Here is a 16234-nt window from a genome sequence, read left to right on the forward strand (position 1 = left end):
CACCAGCCGGAATATTCCGCAGCTAAACAAACCGATAGGATCCGCCTCATGCGCCGTTCCAAAATCGTCTGCACCCTCGGTCCCGCCGTCGACTCCCATGAGCAGCTCGTCGCTCTGATCGAGGCCGGCATGAGCGTGGCCCGATTCAACTTCAGTCACGGTTCCCACGCGGAGCACCAGGGTCGTTACGACCGGGTCCGCAAGGCCGCCGCCGAGACCGGCCGGGCGGTCGGCGTACTCGCCGACCTCCAGGGCCCGAAGATCCGCCTGGCGAAGTTCGCCGAGGGCCCTGTCGAACTGGTCCGGGGGGACGAGTTCGTCATCACCGCCGAGGACGTCCCCGGGGACAAGTCGATCTGCGGCACCACCTACAAGGGCCTGCCCGGAGACGTCACCAAGGGCGACCCGATCCTGATCAACGACGGCAACGTCGAGCTCAAGGTCGTCTCCGTGGACGGCCCCCGGGTCCACACCATCGTCATCGAGGGCGGGGTGATCTCCGACCACAAGGGGATCAACCTGCCGGGTGCGGCGGTCAACGTCCCGGCCCTGTCCGAGAAGGACATCGACGACCTCCGCTTCGCCCTGAAGATGGGCTGCGACCTGGTCGCGCTCTCCTTCGTGCGGGACGCCGGTGACGTCAAGGACGTCCACAAGATCATGGACGAGGAGGGCCGCCGGGTCCCCGTCATCGCCAAGGTCGAGAAGCCGCAGGCCGTCGAGAACATGGAGGGCGTCGTCGCGGCGTTCGACGGTGTGATGGTCGCCCGTGGCGACCTCGCCGTCGAGTACCCGCTGGAGAAGGTCCCGATGGTGCAGAAGCGCCTGGTGGAGCTCTGCCGCCGGAACGCCAAGCCGGTGATCGTGGCGACCCAGATGATGGAGTCGATGATCACCAACTCCCGTCCGACCCGCGCCGAGGCGTCCGACGTCGCCAACGCGATCCTGGACGGCGCGGACGCGGTCATGCTCTCCGCGGAGTCCTCCGTGGGCGCGTACCCGATCGAGACGGTCAAGACGATGTCGAAGATCGTCGTCGCCGCCGAGGAGGAGCTGCTCTCCAAGGGCCTCCAGCCGCTGGTGCCGGGCAAGAAGCCCCGCACCCAGGGCGGTTCGGTGGCCCGCGCGGCGTGCGAGATCGCGGACTTCCTGGACGGTGCGGCCCTGGTCGCGTTCACCCAGTCCGGCGACACCGCCCGCCGCCTCTCCCGCTACCGCGCGGCCCAGCCGATCCTGGCCTTCACCACGGACGAGTCCACCCGCAACCAGCTGGCCCTCAGCTGGGGCGTCGAGGCCCACGTGGTCCCGCACGTGGACAACACGGACGCGATGGTGGACCTGGTCGACGCGGAGCTGCTGAAGCTGAGCGGCTACAACGCCGGCGACACGATGGTCATCACGGCCGGCTCACCCCCCGGCGTCCCGGGCACGACCAACATGGTGCGCGTGCACCACGTGGGCGGCCAGGGCCGCGACTGACCGCACGGCGGTCCCGTAGACGACACGAGGGCGGTGCCCCGGTTCGAATTGAACCGGGGCACCGCCCTCGGCGGTTGGGCGGGCCTCACGCGGCTCCCGAACGAAAGCTCCTAGCTGTTGCCGCCCGTGAAGTAGTTCTGCAGTCCCGGCACCGTCAGCGTGCCGCCGAACTGGCCGGCCTGGGTCACCTTCACGTTGGTGAAGAAGGCGAACGGGACGTTCAGCGGGGGCGGGGTCTGAGGGCTGAAGGTGATCGGGATGAGGCCGAAGAGGTTGCCCTTCAGCTCCTCCGTGTACATCGTCACCGTGCCGTCGCGGATGGTGGAGGTCGAACCCTTCCGCGCCTTCACATGACCGGTGACGCCCGACTGCGGGCCGACCGTCAACTGGTGGAGGTCCTTGATGTCAACGGAGGAGGCGGTGAACTTCAGCACCTTCTTCGTGCTGCCGTCGCCCTTCTCCACCTCCACGATGCCCTTGTAGTCGAGCCCGCTCAGGGTGAGCAGCGAACTCTCCAGGATCCACGGGTCGTTCGGGACCCGGGGGATGCCCTGCTCCAGATCGGCCGCGGCCAGTGCCTTCGGGTCGGCGGTCGGGCACGGGAAGGAGGGCTTGGCGCCGTCCGGGATGTCCTCGTCCTTCTTGGGGTCGAGTCCCTTGACGTCCTTGTCCAGCTCCTCGACCGGCTTGCCCGCCTTGCCGGCCGCCTCGCGGATGGCCTCGGTGGTCTTGTCGACCGTGTCCTTCGCCGCGTCCGTGACCTTGTCGACGGGCTTGTCGTCCGCCTTGTCGGTGGACTTGTCACCGGTGCTCGCGGACGGCTTCGGGGAGGCGGTGGTGGCGCTCGGAGACGGGCTTGCCGTCTCCTTGTCCGGTCCGTCGAAGAGGTCCTTGAGGGCGTCACCCAGTCCCAGCGGGTCGAGCGGGTTCTTCGACTTGGTGGGCGAAGGGGTCGCGCTCGGCTTCTCGGTCTCGGCGTCGGTGCTCTTCTTCGCCGAGTCGGCCGCCTTGTCGCCCGCTGTGCCGGCCGCCTTGTCGCCCGAGGCGCTCGCCGACGGGCTGGCCGAGGGCTTCGGGGTGGCCCCGTCGCTCCGGTCCGGCGTGGCCTTGCCGCTCGCGGTGGCGGACGGGGACGGCGACTTCGTCTCCGACGCGGAGGGCGACGGCGACTCGCTCGGCTCGTCGGAGCGGGTCACGCAGGGGCCCGGCGCGAAGGGGATGTCCGCGCTGTCGTCGGCCATCGCCAGCTTCGGGGTGAGCCCCATCCCGACGAACACCGCGGTCGGCATCGCGGCGAGCGCGAACGCCTTCTTGCCCGCGGGCATGTGGAGCTTCGTCAGCAGGGACTTCCTGGGGGCGGCGTGGCGGGGCCCTCTTCGCTCCTGGGGCCCGCCCCCGCCCGCGGCGTCCGCCAGATTGTCGTCACCCCGCACGATGCCTCCCGCCGTCGACCTCAACTGTCGTGTCGTACTGCGCCGGCTCCTGCTGGGGAACGGCGCTCCCGTAGAGCTCGCCCCCGGAGTGTTCGGGGGTCTGCTCGTCCTTCGTGAACGAGGGGCCTTCCGGCGCCGCTTCGGCGGGAACTCCCGCCGCGGGCGCGGCCTCTTCCGTCCCCGGCTCACCAGGAGCCCAGGAGAGGGAGAGCGCACCACCGAGCATGGCGAACAGAAAGCCGATCAGAAAGCCGCCGATGTTGGCGACGGGGATCGAGATCAGCGCGAGAAGGATCGCCGCGACGCCCGCGAACACTCGGACGATGCTGTGGAACCACATCGTCAGGCCCAGCGTGATGAGCAGGACTCCGATGATGAGCGACCCGGCGCCCGCGGTGGTGGACATGGCCAGCGTCACGTTGCCGAGGTGCATGTTCGCGTACGGGAAGTACGCGATGGGTACTCCGCCCAACATGGTGAACAGACCCGCCCAGAACGGCCGGTTACCCCGCCAGGTGCGGAACGTCCGCCGGAAGACGCTGAGGTAGTGCTCGTTCTGCCCTTGGGATTCGGGGCTCATGGAAAACAGCTCCCTGGAACCGGTACTGCCGTGAGAAAGAGAAGGGTGGGTGGCCGGAAGGCAGTGCGCCCCCCGGCCACCCTGGCGGGTGCCTAGTGGTAGCACTCCATGTCGGTGCCCTTGTGCAGGCGCAGCTTCAGACCGCTGAGGTTGAAGGTGCCGGCCGTCGTGGCCCACGCCTTCTGCTTGACGTCGGTCAGCACGGCCTCCTCGGCACGCTGGGAGAACCCGTTGGGGTCGGCCTGGGTGCCAGGCTGGATGCCCGTGCCCTTGTCCGTGCGCGGCAGCGAACCGGCAGCCACACCGATGTCGATGTTCGAGAACTTGGCGTCGCCGTCGAGCTCCGCCACATCGAGGTAGAGGTCCTTGGCGTAGACACGCTTGTGGCCCTCGCCACCGGCCTCCAGCCTCATGGTGATGGTGCCGAGGCCGAACGGCAGGTTGGGCGTGACGACCGACTGGCACATGTTCGTGATGTAGGCCTTGCTGAAGCCCGACACGGCCACGGCGTGCGCCTTGCCCGCGACCTTGGGGTCGGCGCCGCGTTCGGCGGCCACACTGCCGTACTGCACGAAGTCGTAGCCTTCGAGCTTCTTCGCGCTGACCTTGAACTCCTGCCCGGACACGCTGAACGACGCGGCGAGCGCGCCCTGTGCCAGGCCGACACCCACCGCGGCGGTGGCTATGACGCTGGGCACCATGACGACAGCGAAACGCTTCCATCTCGTGCCACCGCGAACCTGGGAACTCATACTTTTCCTCCTTCTCGGACGTACATCTCCGGTCTGGCATCCTGCCCGACCTGGGATGGGAGAAGTGCTACGTCCTCGGAAAGGAGAGCGCCCGCGAACGGGGACGTGAACCGCGCCCGAATCACCGGCGATCACCCCCGAGCGACAACCACTGGCCACGCGTTCGCGCAACCTCTTCGGACAGGCCCTGCGAGTCAGCAGGAACCCCCCTGTCCGGAGCCGGCACCACTGCAGCCGGCCCACCCGGTGGGGACCCAACGGAGCCGCCGCACCGACTGGCAGCCGGACTGGCGTCATTGGACCGAGCGTGGCCGATCGTGGTCCATTCGCGGCCGTGACACAAGGGGGTTCGTTACTCACTGGTAACGGCGCGATAACCCGCCCACGACCGGGCGGCACCGCCCGGCCACACAGGGTTGCCCCGGACCCGCAGACGAATCACGGCATTGACGCGCGAAGTCGGACAGATCCCGGTGCACGATTTACTCGGAGTAACAGCCCGTGCTTTTATCAAGATTTGGTAAAGCGTGGGCCTCTCTTATCGCCCCGACGCGAAAACGGCCGCGACTCCCGGAAGGAGTCGCGGCCGTGTTGTCAGATCAGAACAAGACGCGTGCGAGGGCGGTACGCGCGGCGCCCACACGGGGATCATCGGGGCCGATCACCTCGAACAGCTCCAGCAGCCGCACCCGCACCCGGTCGCGGTCGTCACCGAAAGTCCGGCGGACCGTCTCGACGAGGCGCCCGAACGCGTCCTCGACATGACCGCCCACCAGATCCAGGTCTGCCGCGGCGAGCTGGGCCGGCACATCGGCCGGGTTCTCGGCGGCGTCCTTGCGGACCTGCTGCGGGTCCGTCTTCTGGACCCGGGCCAGGAGTTCCGCCTGGGCGAGGCCGAGCTTGGCCTCGCTGTTGGCCGGCTCGTCCGAGAGGACGTTCTTGTACGCCTGGACGGCGCCCGCGAAGTCGCTGGCGTCCAGCGCCTGCGCGGCCGCCTCCAACAGGGCGTCGTACGGGCCGGCGGGCACCGGGGCGGGCTCCTGCGCGGCCGCGTCGGGAGCCGCCGCGTCCTGGTCGACCACGATGCCGGTGAGTCCGAACCGCTCCTCGCCGACCTGGATCAGCTGGTCCAGGGTCTGGCGGATCTGGGATTCGGGGGCCGCGCCCTGGAAGAGCGGGAGTGCCTGGCCCGCGACGACCGCGAAGACCGCCGGGATGCCCTGGATCCCGAACTGCTGCATCAGCATCTGGTTGGCGTCGACATCAACCTTGGCCAGCACGAAGCGGCCGCTGTACTCATGGGCCAGCCGCTCCAGGAGCGGCCCCAACTGCTTGCACGGCTCGCACCACTCGGCCCAGAAGTCGATGACGACGGGGACTTCGGCCGAGCGCTGCAGGACGTCGCTCTCGAAGCCCGCCTCATCGACGTCGAAGACGAGGGAGGAAACGGGTACGGCGGCGGGGCCACCCTGCCGGGCGGACTCGGCACGGGCCTGCTCCGCCTTCGCCTTGGCCTCACCGGCCGCCTTCACCGCGGCGAGGTCGACGACGCCGCTCATGGACATGTTCCTAGGCTGCATACGTACATCCTCCCCCCTTGGCGCACCGATCCGGAAAGCAATGTGTGAACCGCGCCCGTCCGCGCCCCCCGCCGGTGTGCGAGGTGTACGGACAGACACGGTCCGAGGGCCCCTGAAAGACCCGGTTCGGCACCCGGTCCCCACCCGGTGCCTGTGGCTGTCGTTCGCCCGTGGCGCCACAACGGCCGGACCGTTGTTCTTACGCTACGACCCGTAGCGTAACTGGCCACCACCCCCGCTGCACAGGAGTGCCCGGTGATCTGTCTCACGGCGAACGGGACCGGCCGGTACTAGCTACTGGCGGGTATGGTCGCGTCATGCTGAGCCACAGCCACCCCAAACCCTCACGAACGGGACGTCCGCGCAATGCCGCGGCCGATGAGGCGATCCTTGAGGCCACCAGAGCCTCGCTGGTCGATCTCGGCTGGTCGAAGTTGACGATGGGCGATGTGGCGACGCGGGCCGGGGTCGCCAAGACGACGCTGTACCGGCGCTGGGCGGGCAAGAACGAGCTGGTCGTGGACGCGGTCGCGGTTCTCTTCGACGAGCTGGAGCTGCCGGATCTGGGCAGCCTGTCCGCCGATGTGCAGGCGGTGGTCATCCAGTTCGCCGCGCTGCTGGAGCGGCCGGAGACCCAGACCGCGCTGATGGCGGTGGTCGCGGAGTCGACCCGGGACGAGGCGCTGCGGACCCGGATCCGCGACTCGATCGTGGCCCGGCAGAAGCGGCTGGTGCTCCAGGGTCGCCAACGGGCGCAGGACCGGGGTGAGTTGCCGGTGGAGCAGGACGAGGTCACGGCGGCCCTGACGGCGGATCTGGCCTTCGACGTGATCGCCGGCGCGGTGGTGCACCGGGTGCTGGTGAGCGCCGAGCCCGTCGATGCCGACTGGGCCCGGCGCTTCACCCTGCTGCTCCTGGCGGGGCTGGGTGCGGCCGCCGGGGGACAGTAGCCCTCGGGCTACTTCTGCCAGGCGCAGCTGCCCAGCGTGGCCTTGCCTGCGGAGACCAGCCGGTCCGCCCGCTTCGGCGCCATCAGCTTGCTGTGGTCGCTGTGGCAGACGACCGTGCGGTCGCCCTGTCCGGCCAGGTCCACCAGGATCTGGTCCCAGTGGCGGTACTGGACGTCATGGCCGGAGTCGGCGTACGTACGGACCACCGGGGTGACCGGCAGCGCCTTGCGCCAGGTGGCGAGGCTGGCCGGCGGCACGGTGGTGTCCTTGTCGCCGCCGTACAGGAAGACGGGTGCCTTCAGCTTCGACAGGTCGGGGCCGGGACGCTCGCAGTAGAGCCGCTGCTCGTGCACCTGCGGAGCCGGATCGGACTTCTGGCCGCGCTGGTTGTACGTGCGGGCGCCCTCCTCGTACGCGGTGTCGGCGAAGCCCGGGATGGACTTGACCGCACTGTCGTCGGGGAACGCCCACCAGGAGCGCGGGTCGGCGATCGAGTCCTTGACCGCGTCGGCCAGCGCGTCGTCGCTCAGGCCGCAGTACGCGGCCTTCTCGCCGTACGGCGGGAGCGCGGCGGCCAGATGGAGGGCCTTGACACGGCCGGGGGCGCGGGCGGCCAGCTCGGCGGCGTACGGCCCGCCGCCGGATATCGCGATCACCGAGACCTTCTTGACGCCGAGCCGGTCCAGGACCTCCAGGGCGTCCTTCGCGAAGTCGGCCTTGCCGAGGGAGGGGTCGTACTCCGTGTCGCCGAAGCCGTTGCGCTCCACGGAGATCAGCCGGAGGCCGAACGACTCCCGGGTGGAGCGGAGGAAGTCCGTCATGTGCGCGGCGCGCGCGCTGGTTCCGGTGCCGCCGATGTAGAGGACCGGGGTACCGCCCCGGCGCCCCTCGTCGATGTAGTGCGCGGTCCGGCCGGTGGACAGCTTCGCGGCCTTCACGTCCGGGCCGAGCGAGTCGAAGGTGTCCTGCACCCTCGGCTTCGGTGCCGGTGCGGCGCCGACCGCCGTCGAACCGCTGACCAGCAGCGTTCCGAGTACGGCGAGTGCGGCGCCCGCGGCCGCTGTCATTCTCCCGGACAGTCTCACTGTGTTCCTCCAGAGGCGTGACGAGTATCGCGGCTGCGCCTACCCGGGCCCCTGGAGGTGACACCTGTAACTGCCAACTATCTGTCAGAAGCCGGGCGGCTCCGTGTAGGTGCCCCACTCCTCGCGCAGCACCCCGCAGATCTCACCGAGGGTCGCCTCTGCCCGTACGGCGTCGAGCATCGGGGCGATCATGTTGGAGCCGTCGCGGGCGGCGGCCAGCATCGCGTCCAGCGCCGCACCCACCCGGGCGTCGTCGCGGGCGCCCTTGCGGCCGGCGAGCTCGCTGACCTGGTCGCGCTCGACCTCGTGGCTGACCCGCAGGATCTCCAGGTCCCCGGTCACCGAGCCGTGGTGGACGTTGACGCCGACGACCCGCTTGTCGCCCTTCTCCAGCGACTGCTGGTAGCGGAAGGCGGACTCGGCGATCTCGCCGGTGAACCAGCCGTCCTCGATGCCGCGCAGGATGCCGGAGGTCATCGGGCCGATCGGGTGCTGCCCGTCCGGGTGGGCCCGGGTGCCGCGCTCCCTGATCTGCTCGAAGATCTTCTCGGCGTCCGCCTCGATCCGGTCGGTGAGCTGCTCCACGTACCAGGAACCGCCCAGCGGGTCGGCCACATTGGCGACGCCGGTCTCCTCCATCAGCACCTGCTGGGTGCGCAGGGCGATCTCGGCGGCCTGCTCGGAGGGGAGCGCGAGGGTCTCGTCGAGGGCGTTGGTGTGCAGGGAGTTGGTGCCGCCGAGGACGGCGGACAGGGCCTCGACCGCGGTCCGTACGACGTTGTTGTACGGCTGCTGGGCGGTGAGCGAGACACCGGCGGTCTGGGTGTGGAAGCGGAGCCACTGCGCCTTGTCGGTCTTCGCGCCGTACGTCTCCTTCATCCAGCGGGCCCAGATCCGTCGGGCCGCGCGGAACTTGGCGATCTCCTCGAAGAAGTCGAGGTGCGCATCGAAGAAGAAGGAGAGGCCGGGCGCGAAGGTGTCGACGTCCATCCCGCGGGAGAGGCCGAGCTCCACGTAGCCGAAGCCGTCGGCGAGGGTGTACGCCAGCTCCTGCGCGGCCGTCGCTCCGGCCTCGCGGATGTGGTAGCCGGAGACGGAGAGCGGCTTGTAGGCGGGGATGTCGCGGGCGCAGTGCTCCATCAGGTCGCCGATGAGACGCAGATGGGGCTCGGGCTGGAAGAGCCACTCCTTCTGCGCGATGTACTCCTTGAAGATGTCCGTCTGGAGCGTGCCGTTGAGTACGGCCGGGTCGACGCCCTGGCGCTCGGCGGCGACCAGGTACATGCAGAAGACGGGCACGGCGGGGCCACTGATCGTCATCGACGTCGTGACGTCACCGAGCGGGATGTCCCCGAAGAGGACCTCCATGTCGGCGGCGGAGTCGATGGCCACACCGCAGTGGCCGACCTCACCGAGTGCGCGGGGGTCGTCCGAGTCGCGCCCCATCAGGGTCGGCATGTCGAAGGCGACGCTCAGTCCGCCGCCGCCCGCGGCCAGGATCATCTTGTAGCGCTCGTTGGTCTGCTCGGCGTTGCCGAAGCCGGCGAACTGGCGGATCGTCCAGGTGCGGCCGCGGTAGCCGGTCGGGTGGAGACCGCGCGTGAAGGGGTACTCGCCGGGCCAGCCGATCCGCTCGAAGCCCTCGTACGCGTCCCCGGGGCGGGGACCGTACGCGGGCTCGACCGGATCCCCGGAGAGCGTGGTGAAGTCCGCGTCACGCTTGCGGGCCTTGTCGTAACGAGCCTGCCAGCGTTGGCGGCCTTCCTCGATAGCGTCAGCGTCCATGCGTACAAATTTACTAGGACGTCCTAGTAAATGTCGATGGCAAACCGCCCGGTGCTTTGCACGGGGCGGTTCGGACCGGACTTCGGTCAGGCCTTCGCGGGGACCGGGACGGCGTCCGTGAGCAGCGGCTCGACCTCGCGGACGACCTTGCGCTCGACGAAGAACGCGGCCGTCGGGATCGTGCCGGCGATCAGCACCCAGAGCAGCTTGCCCATCGGCCACTTCGCCTTGGAGCCGAGGTCGAAGGCGAAGATCAGGTAGATGATGTAGAGCACGCCGTGGACCTGCGAGACGACGAGCGTCAGGCCCTCACCGGTGTCGAAGCCGTACTTGAAGATCATGCAGGTGCAGAGCACCAGCAACATGACGGCGGTGACGTAAGCCATCACCCGGTACCGGGTCAGCACGCTGCGTTTCATGCCATCGAGCCTAACCGGACACCCGGGGCGATCTTGCAGCGGGCCGGGACCCGGAACCCGGTCTCTCAGATCTCCTCGAAGTCCTGGGCCGCGATGCGCAGCGGCCGCAGCAGCGCGAAGATCTCGCCGCACTCCTCGGCGTCGTACGCCCCGAGCCCGAACTCCATCGCGACCAGGTCCCCGGTGGCGGCCTCGACGACCTCACGGCCCTTGTCCGTGATGGAGGCGAGCGTGCCGCGGCCGTCGTTCGGGTTGGGGCGCTTGTCGACCAGGCCGGAGCGCACCAGCCGGTCCACGGTGTTCGTGACGGACGTGGGGTGGACCATCAGCCGCTCGCCGATCTTGGACATCGGCAGCTCACCGGCCTTGGAGAAGGTGAGCAGGACCAGCGCCTCGTAGCGGGCGAACGTCAGCCCGTACGGTTTGACCACCGCGTCGACCTCCGCGAGCAGGATCTGCTGCGCACGCATGATCGAGGTGATCGCACCCATGGAGGGCACCGGACCCCAGCGCTGCTGCCAGAGTTCGTCGGCGCGGGCGATGGGATCGAAGGGAAGACTGAGCGGCTTGGGCACGGCATCGACCTTACCCACTGGTCATATGCTGCTCCTCCCCGTCTCGAACTTCGGTCCGAATACGGTGAGCGGGTGCGGTTCTGCGGACCTCCGCCACGAGCAGCAGCAGGCACAGCGTGCCCAGGACTCCGGACCCGGCGACCACCTGGTGCACCGGGAAGAACTCGGCGGCCAGGCCCGCGAGGGCCATGCCCACGCCCTGGAGCGTCATCAGTCCGGCGGTGAGCAGGGTCATGGCCCGCCCGCGCAGTTCGTCGGGCACGGCTTCGACGAACCACTGGTCGAGCCCGATGATGTACGCCGACCCCGCACCGGCCAGCACCAGCGCGGCGGCGATCGGCACGATGCCGGGGCTGACCCCGTACAGCAGGAAGGGCAGCAGCCCCACCGCCGCGACCGGCAGCACGAGCCGGGAGCGGGTGCGCGGGCTCAGCACCGCGCCCACGTACAGCTCGGCCGCGATCTGGCCGACCGGCATCGCGCACATCAGCAGCCCGAGCGCGACGGTGCCCGCACCGATCTCCTCGGCGTACGGGGCCGCCAGCGCCTCCGGGGCGACGACGAACACCGGGGGCAGCCAGAAGAGCAGCAGCAGCGCGCGGATCCGGCGGTCGCCGAGGACGAGGCGGGCCCCGGAGAGCGACTCCCTGAGCAGCGTGCCGCCCTGGCCGCCGCCGGTCCGGGCCGGCCGGTCCCGGGTGCCGAGGCGCAGGAGGGCGGCCGAGCCGAGGAAGGTGACGACGGTGATCGTGATCGCGCCGCGCGGCGAGACCACCGCCAGCAGCAGCCCGCCCACACCGAAGCCCGCGAGCAGCGCGCCCTGCGAGACGATCCGCAGGAGCGAGCGGCCCAGGACGTACAGGTCGTCCTCGCCGAGGATGTCGGCGAGCGCGGCCATCCTCGTGCCGGTGAAGACGGGCGACACCGCGGCCACCAGGCAGCGCAGCACGAGCAGTCCCGCGACGGGGGTGCCCGGCAGCACCATCACGGCGACGCAGCCGGCGCAGATCAGGTCGCAGGTGACCAGGACCCGGCGGGCGGGGTAGCGGTCGGCGATCCCGCTGAAGAGGGTGCCGCCGACGAGGTACGGCAGCATGCCGAGCGCGAAAGTGAGGGCGCTGAGCAGCGGCGAGCCGGTGAGGTCGTACACGAGGACGGTGAGCGCCAGCTCGCTGACGACGACGCCGAGCAGTGAGAGCAGATGCGCGGCGAAGACGGCCCGGAACTCGCGGACGGCGAAGACGGCACCGTAGCCGCGGGGCGGTTCCCCGGCGGGCGGGGGCGCGGGAGCGGGCGGGGCGGTGGCCCGGAGCGCGGGCGGTCCGCTCGGGTCGGGGGGACCGGCGCGCTCCGGGTGCGGTGCCGGGAGAGGGGCCGGTCCGGTGCGGGTGGGGCTCGCGGGGCGCGGGACGGGCGGCCGGGCCCGGTGCGGGAGCGGCCGTTCGCGGGGTGTGTCCGGCGCGTCGCGGGGTCCGCCCGCCTGGGGATCGTTGTCTCTCGGCATGGACGCAGCCTGCGGGAGGGCGGCCCTCGCTCCGTAGACTTTCGGTCCACACCGAATCTTCCGAGGCCCGCGTATGCCGTTCCATCTGCATTTCGAGGAGAGCGATCTGCTCCGCTGCCGGTTCGCGCTCTCCCCGCTGGGGGAGACCCAGGCCGCCGTGCGGGTGCTGGCCGCGCCGGAGCGGCAGGGTTACCACCTGCCGTGGCTGCGCCGGATCCGGCACGCGGCCGCCGGGCTCGACCTCGGGCCGCTGTGGCTGCTGATGAACGAGCGCGGTCACAGCCCGGACTTCTTCTGCCCGCCGCCGCTGGGGCCCCTCGCCTCGTTCGAGGAGGAGATCGCGGGGGTGCGGGCGGTCGATCCGGCGCTGGCGCGGGAGGACATGGCCTGGGCACTGTCCGACCGGCCCGGAGCGCTGGACTCCCCCGCCGGGCAGGCGCTGCTGGCCGATCCCGCGCGGACCGTGCGGGAGCTGGCCGATCTGCTGGAGCAGGCCTGGCGGGTGTTGATCGAGCCGCACTGGCCGCGGCTGCGGGCCCTGCTGGAGGCGGACGTGGCGTACCACTCGCGGCGGCTCGCCGCGGTCGGCTTCGAGCGGCTGCTGGGTGAGCTGAGCGGGCAGCTGAGCTGGTCGGAGTCGACGCTCACCATCTCGCGCACGGCCGGCCGCCACTCCCGGGTGCTCGGCGGGCAGGGCCTGGTGCTGATGCCCAGCGTCTTCGCCTGGCCGAACGTGGTCGGCGGGTTCGAGGCGCCCTGGCTGCCCGCGGTCATCTATCCGGCACGCGGCATCGGCGGACTCTGGACGGAGCCGGGCGACAGCACGCCGGAGGTGCTCGCGCGGCTGCTCGGCCGGGCCCGCGCCGACGTCCTGTGCGCGCTGGACGAGCCGACGGGCACGGGCGCGCTCGCCCACCGGCTCGGCCTCGCGCCGTCCTCGGTGTCGGAGCACCTGTCGGTGCTGCGGGCCGCGGGGCTGCTGACGTCGCGCAGATACGGCCACCAGGTGCTGTACGAGCGGACGCCGCTCGGGATCGCCCTGGCGGTGCCCCAGGACCAGGCACCGCGATGACGGGAGCGGCCAGGGGCCACGGCCCCGGGGCGGAGCGGCGGCAGGTCACCCGGCCTGCCGCTCGCCCGGGGCCCCGGCGTCAGTCGGCCAGGTAGCGCTCGACCGTCTCGACCTTGGAGGTGAGACCGTCGGTCACACCCGGGCGGATGTCGGCCTTCAGGACGAGGGAGACCCGTCCGGCCCGCGCCTCGACGGCCTCGACGGCACGCTTGACGACGTCCATGACCGCGTCCCACTCCCCCTCGACGGAGGTGAACATGGCGTCCGTGCGGTTGGGCAGCCCGGACTCGCGGACCACGCGTACGGCGTCGGCGACGTACTCGCCGACGTCCTCGCCGACACCCAGCGGACTGACGGAGAAGGCGACGATCATGCGCTGACCGTGCCTTCCCGGCGGGCGCGGGCGGCGATGAGGCCGTCGGCCTCGTAGCGCTTCAGCACCTTGTCGCCGTACAGCCCGCCGAACGGCAGCACGCAGAGCAGGAAGAAGAACGCGACGCGCTTGAACGGCCACTTGGTCTTGGACCAGACATCCAGCAGCGCCACGACGTAGATCACGAAGAGCACGCCGTGCAGCATGCCGAGCGGCATCATCAGGAAGTCGATGTCCGAGATCCGGCTCAGGACCGAGCCGAAGAGGATCAGCGCCGGGAACGAGAGCGCCTCGGGAATCGAGATGAGGCGCAGCCGGTGCAGGGCGGTAGCGGTCTTGATGTCCACGGGGGCACCTTCGGTGGGAGGACGGCGATGGCTTGTGAACGCACGCACAAGCGCCACCATTGTGGCACCGGCCCCTGCCGGACGGAGTGGCGGGGGGCCGTTTCGCGCCCTTCAGGCACTTCTTGTCCTCCAATCGCCGGACGGGCTCCTTTTCCGGCGGCTACCGTCGCACCGTGGCAATGTTCCGACTCCAAGGCAGCAAGACGCTCGCCGTCGACCTGACCGGCGACGCCGTCAAGGCGAAGAACGGTTCGATGGTCGCCTACGACGGCCGGATGGCGTTCAAGAAGATGACCGGCGGCGGTGAGGGCCTGCGCGGCATGGTGACCCGCCGGCTGACCGGCGAGCAGATGGCCGTGATGGAGGTGAAGGGGGAGGGCACCTGCTTCTTCGCCGACCGTGCGAGCGAGATCAGCCTCGTCTCGCTGCGCGGCGAGAAGCTGTACGTCGAGGCGAGCAATCTGCTCTGCACCGACGCCGGTCTGCGCACCGGCACCACCTTCACCGGGCTGCGCGGCGGCGCGACGGGCAACGGCCTGTTCACCACCACCGTGGAGGGGACCGGCCAGGCGGCGATCATGTCGGACGGCTCGGCCGTGGTGCTGCGGGTCTCCGCCCAGTACCCGCTCTTCGTCGACCCGGGGGCCTACATAGCCCACCAGGGCAACCTCCAGCAGCACTTCCAGTCCGGGGTGAACTTCCGGACGCTGATCGGCGAGGGATCGGGCGAGTCCTTCCAGATCCGCTTCGAGGGCGAGGGGCTCGTCTACGTCCAGCCCAGCGAACGGAACACGATCGGGGGCGATGTCTGATGCCGTTCCGCGAGATCAACTCGAAGATGGTCGAGGCGACGGTGCTCCCCGGCCAGAAGATGTTCAGCCAGCGCGGCGCGATGCTGGCCTACCGCGGCGAGGTGTCCTTCACCCCGAACATCCAGGGCGGCCAGGGCGGGGTGATGTCGATGATCGGCCGCCGGATGGCGAACGAGGCGACCCCGCTGATGACGGTCGAGGGAAGCGGCACGGTGATGTTCGGTCACGGCGGCCACCACATCCAGGTGATCAACCTGGCCGGGGACACCCTCTACGTGGAGGCCGACCGGCTGCTCGCCTTCGACGGCTCACTCCAGCAGGGCACGATGTTCATGGGCTCGCAGGGCGGTGTGATGGGCATGGTGCGCGGCCAGGTGAGCGGGCAGGGCCTGTTCACCACGACGCTCAAGGGGCACGGCGCGGTGGCGGTGATGGCGCACGGCGGGGTGATCGAGCTGCCGATCACCCCGGGCCGCGAGGTCCATGTGGATCCGCAGGCGTACGTCGCCCACCACGGCGACGTGCGCAACAAGCTCTCCACCGCGCTCGGGTGGCGCGAGATGGTGGGGCGCGGCTCCGGCGAGGCGTTCCAGCTGGAGCTCAGCGGCAACGGTGCGGTGTACGTCCAGGCGTCGGAGGAGAAGCTGTGAGCACGCCCGTGGTCTTCGATCCGATGACGCTGCCGTCGGACGACAACGTCAACTCGTACACCTTCTGCGTGGAGCTCAAGGGGAGCCAGTGGTTCCTGCAGAAGGGCAAGATGATCGCCTACTACGGGCGGATCGAGTTCAACGGCATCGGGCACGGCCGCTTCGAGCGGCTGGTGCGTACGAGCTTCCACTCGCCGCTGCACGCGAGCGACTGGGTGGTGGCCGAGGGCAGCGGGAAGATGCTGCTCGCGGACCGGGCCTTCGATGTGAACTCGTACGACCTGGAGGACGGGAACCTGACGATCCGCTCCGGCAACCTGCTGGCCTACCAGCCGACTCTGGCGCTGAAGCAGTCGATCGTGCCGGGGTTCCTGACGCTGATCGGCACCGGGAAGTTCGTCGCGGCGTCCAACGGTCCGGTGGTCTTCATGGAACCGCCGCTGCGGGTCGACCCGCAGGCGCTGGTGGGCTGGGCGGACTGCCCCTCGCCGTGCCACCACTACGACCACGGCTACATGACGGGCGTACTGGGCGGGCTGCGCGCGTTCACCGGGATCGGGGGCGCCTCCGGCGAGGAGCACCAGTTCGAGTTCGTGGGCGCGGGTACGGTGCTGCTCCAGTCCACCGAGGTGCTGATGGCCGAGCAGCCGACGGGGGCGACACCGCAGCAGGCGGGTGTTCCGGGCGGCGGCGGTCAACCTGGGTCCACCCCCCGCGCCCCCGGCCGCCCGGGGGACCTCCAGCGGCGCTTCGGATTGTGAACGGTAGTCTGCGCAGTGTGACGCCGAACGTCCGCACCCGGCTCGTAAGCGCGTGCCGGGCGTCACATCAACTGACT

General features: G+C 70.2%; 17 protein-coding genes. 6 read left to right on the forward strand and 11 right to left on the reverse strand.

From position 1 onward, the window contains the following. The first annotated feature begins 48 nt into the window (after positions 1–48). A complete protein-coding gene (pyk, locus tag AB0I52_RS00240) occupies positions 49–1479 on the forward strand; it encodes a pyruvate kinase (RefSeq protein ID WP_363067394.1) in 1431 nt (476 codons plus the stop codon). 110 nt (positions 1480–1589) lie between these two features. Here pyk and AB0I52_RS00245 read toward each other — a convergent pair whose 3' ends face one another. From AB0I52_RS00245 to AB0I52_RS00260, 4 genes are all read right to left on the reverse strand, one after another. Next, a complete protein-coding gene (locus AB0I52_RS00245; RefSeq protein ID WP_363067396.1) occupies positions 1590–2912 on the reverse strand; it encodes a hypothetical protein in 1323 nt (440 codons plus the stop codon). Then, positions 2902–3492, reverse strand: a complete 591-nt coding sequence (locus tag AB0I52_RS00250) for a DUF6114 domain-containing protein (protein ID WP_363067398.1) — start codon at positions 3490–3492, stop codon at positions 2902–2904. Before AB0I52_RS00250 ends, AB0I52_RS00245 begins: the two co-directional genes overlap by 11 nt. Positions 3493–3584: 92 nt before the next feature. Further along, the gene (locus AB0I52_RS00255; protein ID WP_363067400.1) at positions 3585–4244 is read right to left on the reverse strand and encodes a DUF6230 family protein; all 660 of its coding nucleotides are present in this window, start codon (positions 4242–4244) and stop codon (positions 3585–3587) included. A gap of 599 nt (positions 4245–4843) precedes the next feature. Continuing rightward, positions 4844–5824 (reverse strand): tetratricopeptide repeat protein, encoded by a 981-nt coding sequence (locus AB0I52_RS00260; protein ID WP_363067402.1) that lies wholly within the window; start codon positions 5822–5824, stop codon positions 4844–4846. 317 nt (positions 5825–6141) lie between these two features. Here AB0I52_RS00260 and AB0I52_RS00265 point away from each other — a divergent pair, with 317 nt between their 5' ends. Beyond that, entirely contained in the window at positions 6142–6774 is a 633-nt protein-coding gene (locus AB0I52_RS00265) for a TetR/AcrR family transcriptional regulator (RefSeq protein WP_363067404.1), read from the forward strand. An 8-nt stretch (positions 6775–6782) separates the two neighbouring features. Here AB0I52_RS00265 and AB0I52_RS00270 read toward each other — a convergent pair whose 3' ends face one another. The 5 genes from AB0I52_RS00270 to AB0I52_RS00290 form a co-directional block, all read right to left on the reverse strand. Continuing rightward, positions 6783–7841: an alpha/beta hydrolase gene (locus tag AB0I52_RS00270; protein WP_363067406.1), complete on the reverse strand. Its 1059-nt coding sequence runs from the start codon at positions 7839–7841 to the stop codon at positions 6783–6785. A 102-nt stretch (positions 7842–7943) separates the two neighbouring features. Next, on the reverse strand, positions 7944–9644 hold the full coding sequence (locus tag AB0I52_RS00275) for a methylmalonyl-CoA mutase family protein (protein ID WP_363067408.1): 1701 nt from the start codon (positions 9642–9644) through the stop codon (positions 7944–7946). A gap of 86 nt (positions 9645–9730) precedes the next feature. After that, the gene (locus AB0I52_RS00280) at positions 9731–10063 is read right to left on the reverse strand and encodes a DUF3817 domain-containing protein (protein WP_363067410.1); all 333 of its coding nucleotides are present in this window, start codon (positions 10061–10063) and stop codon (positions 9731–9733) included. Between the two features lie 65 nt (positions 10064–10128). Beyond that, a complete protein-coding gene (locus AB0I52_RS00285) occupies positions 10129–10638 on the reverse strand; it encodes a MarR family transcriptional regulator (protein ID WP_363067412.1) in 510 nt (169 codons plus the stop codon). Between the two features lie 10 nt (positions 10639–10648). Continuing rightward, positions 10649–12142 (reverse strand): MFS transporter, encoded by a 1494-nt coding sequence (locus AB0I52_RS00290; RefSeq protein WP_363067414.1) that lies wholly within the window; start codon positions 12140–12142, stop codon positions 10649–10651. A 73-nt stretch (positions 12143–12215) separates the two neighbouring features. On the opposite strand from AB0I52_RS00290, the gene AB0I52_RS00295 reads away from it, so the two are divergent. Continuing rightward, a complete protein-coding gene (locus tag AB0I52_RS00295; RefSeq protein WP_363067416.1) occupies positions 12216–13214 on the forward strand; it encodes a DUF5937 family protein in 999 nt (332 codons plus the stop codon). A gap of 79 nt (positions 13215–13293) precedes the next feature. Here AB0I52_RS00295 and AB0I52_RS00300 read toward each other — a convergent pair whose 3' ends face one another. Then, a complete protein-coding gene (locus AB0I52_RS00300) occupies positions 13294–13587 on the reverse strand; it encodes an MTH1187 family thiamine-binding protein (protein WP_363067418.1) in 294 nt (97 codons plus the stop codon). Continuing rightward, positions 13584–13934 carry a DUF3817 domain-containing protein gene (locus AB0I52_RS00305; RefSeq protein WP_362963208.1) on the reverse strand — a complete coding sequence of 117 codons (351 nt, stop codon included), beginning with the start codon at positions 13932–13934 and terminating at the stop codon, positions 13584–13586. The genes AB0I52_RS00300 and AB0I52_RS00305 overlap by 4 nt, the downstream gene beginning before the upstream one ends. Before the next feature lie 179 nt (positions 13935–14113). Here AB0I52_RS00305 and AB0I52_RS00310 point away from each other — a divergent pair, with 179 nt between their 5' ends. Genes AB0I52_RS00310 through AB0I52_RS00320 form a run of 3 tightly spaced genes read left to right on the forward strand, consistent with a single transcriptional unit; the run spans position 14114 to position 16157 of the window. Then, positions 14114–14746 (forward strand): AIM24 family protein, encoded by a 633-nt coding sequence (locus AB0I52_RS00310; protein WP_363067805.1) that lies wholly within the window; start codon positions 14114–14116, stop codon positions 14744–14746. Further along, positions 14746–15396 carry an AIM24 family protein gene (locus AB0I52_RS00315; RefSeq protein WP_363067420.1) on the forward strand — a complete coding sequence of 217 codons (651 nt, stop codon included), beginning with the start codon at positions 14746–14748 and terminating at the stop codon, positions 15394–15396. The genes AB0I52_RS00310 and AB0I52_RS00315 overlap by 1 nt, the downstream gene beginning before the upstream one ends. After that, positions 15393–16157, forward strand: a complete 765-nt coding sequence (locus tag AB0I52_RS00320; protein ID WP_363067422.1) for an AIM24 family protein — start codon at positions 15393–15395, stop codon at positions 16155–16157. The genes AB0I52_RS00315 and AB0I52_RS00320 overlap by 4 nt, the downstream gene beginning before the upstream one ends. Positions 16158–16234 lie beyond the last annotated feature (77 nt).

Origin of the sequence: Streptomyces sp. NPDC050423 (assembly GCF_040655445.1) — a bacterium.
Lineage (GTDB): Bacteria > Actinomycetota > Actinomycetes > Streptomycetales > Streptomycetaceae > Streptomyces.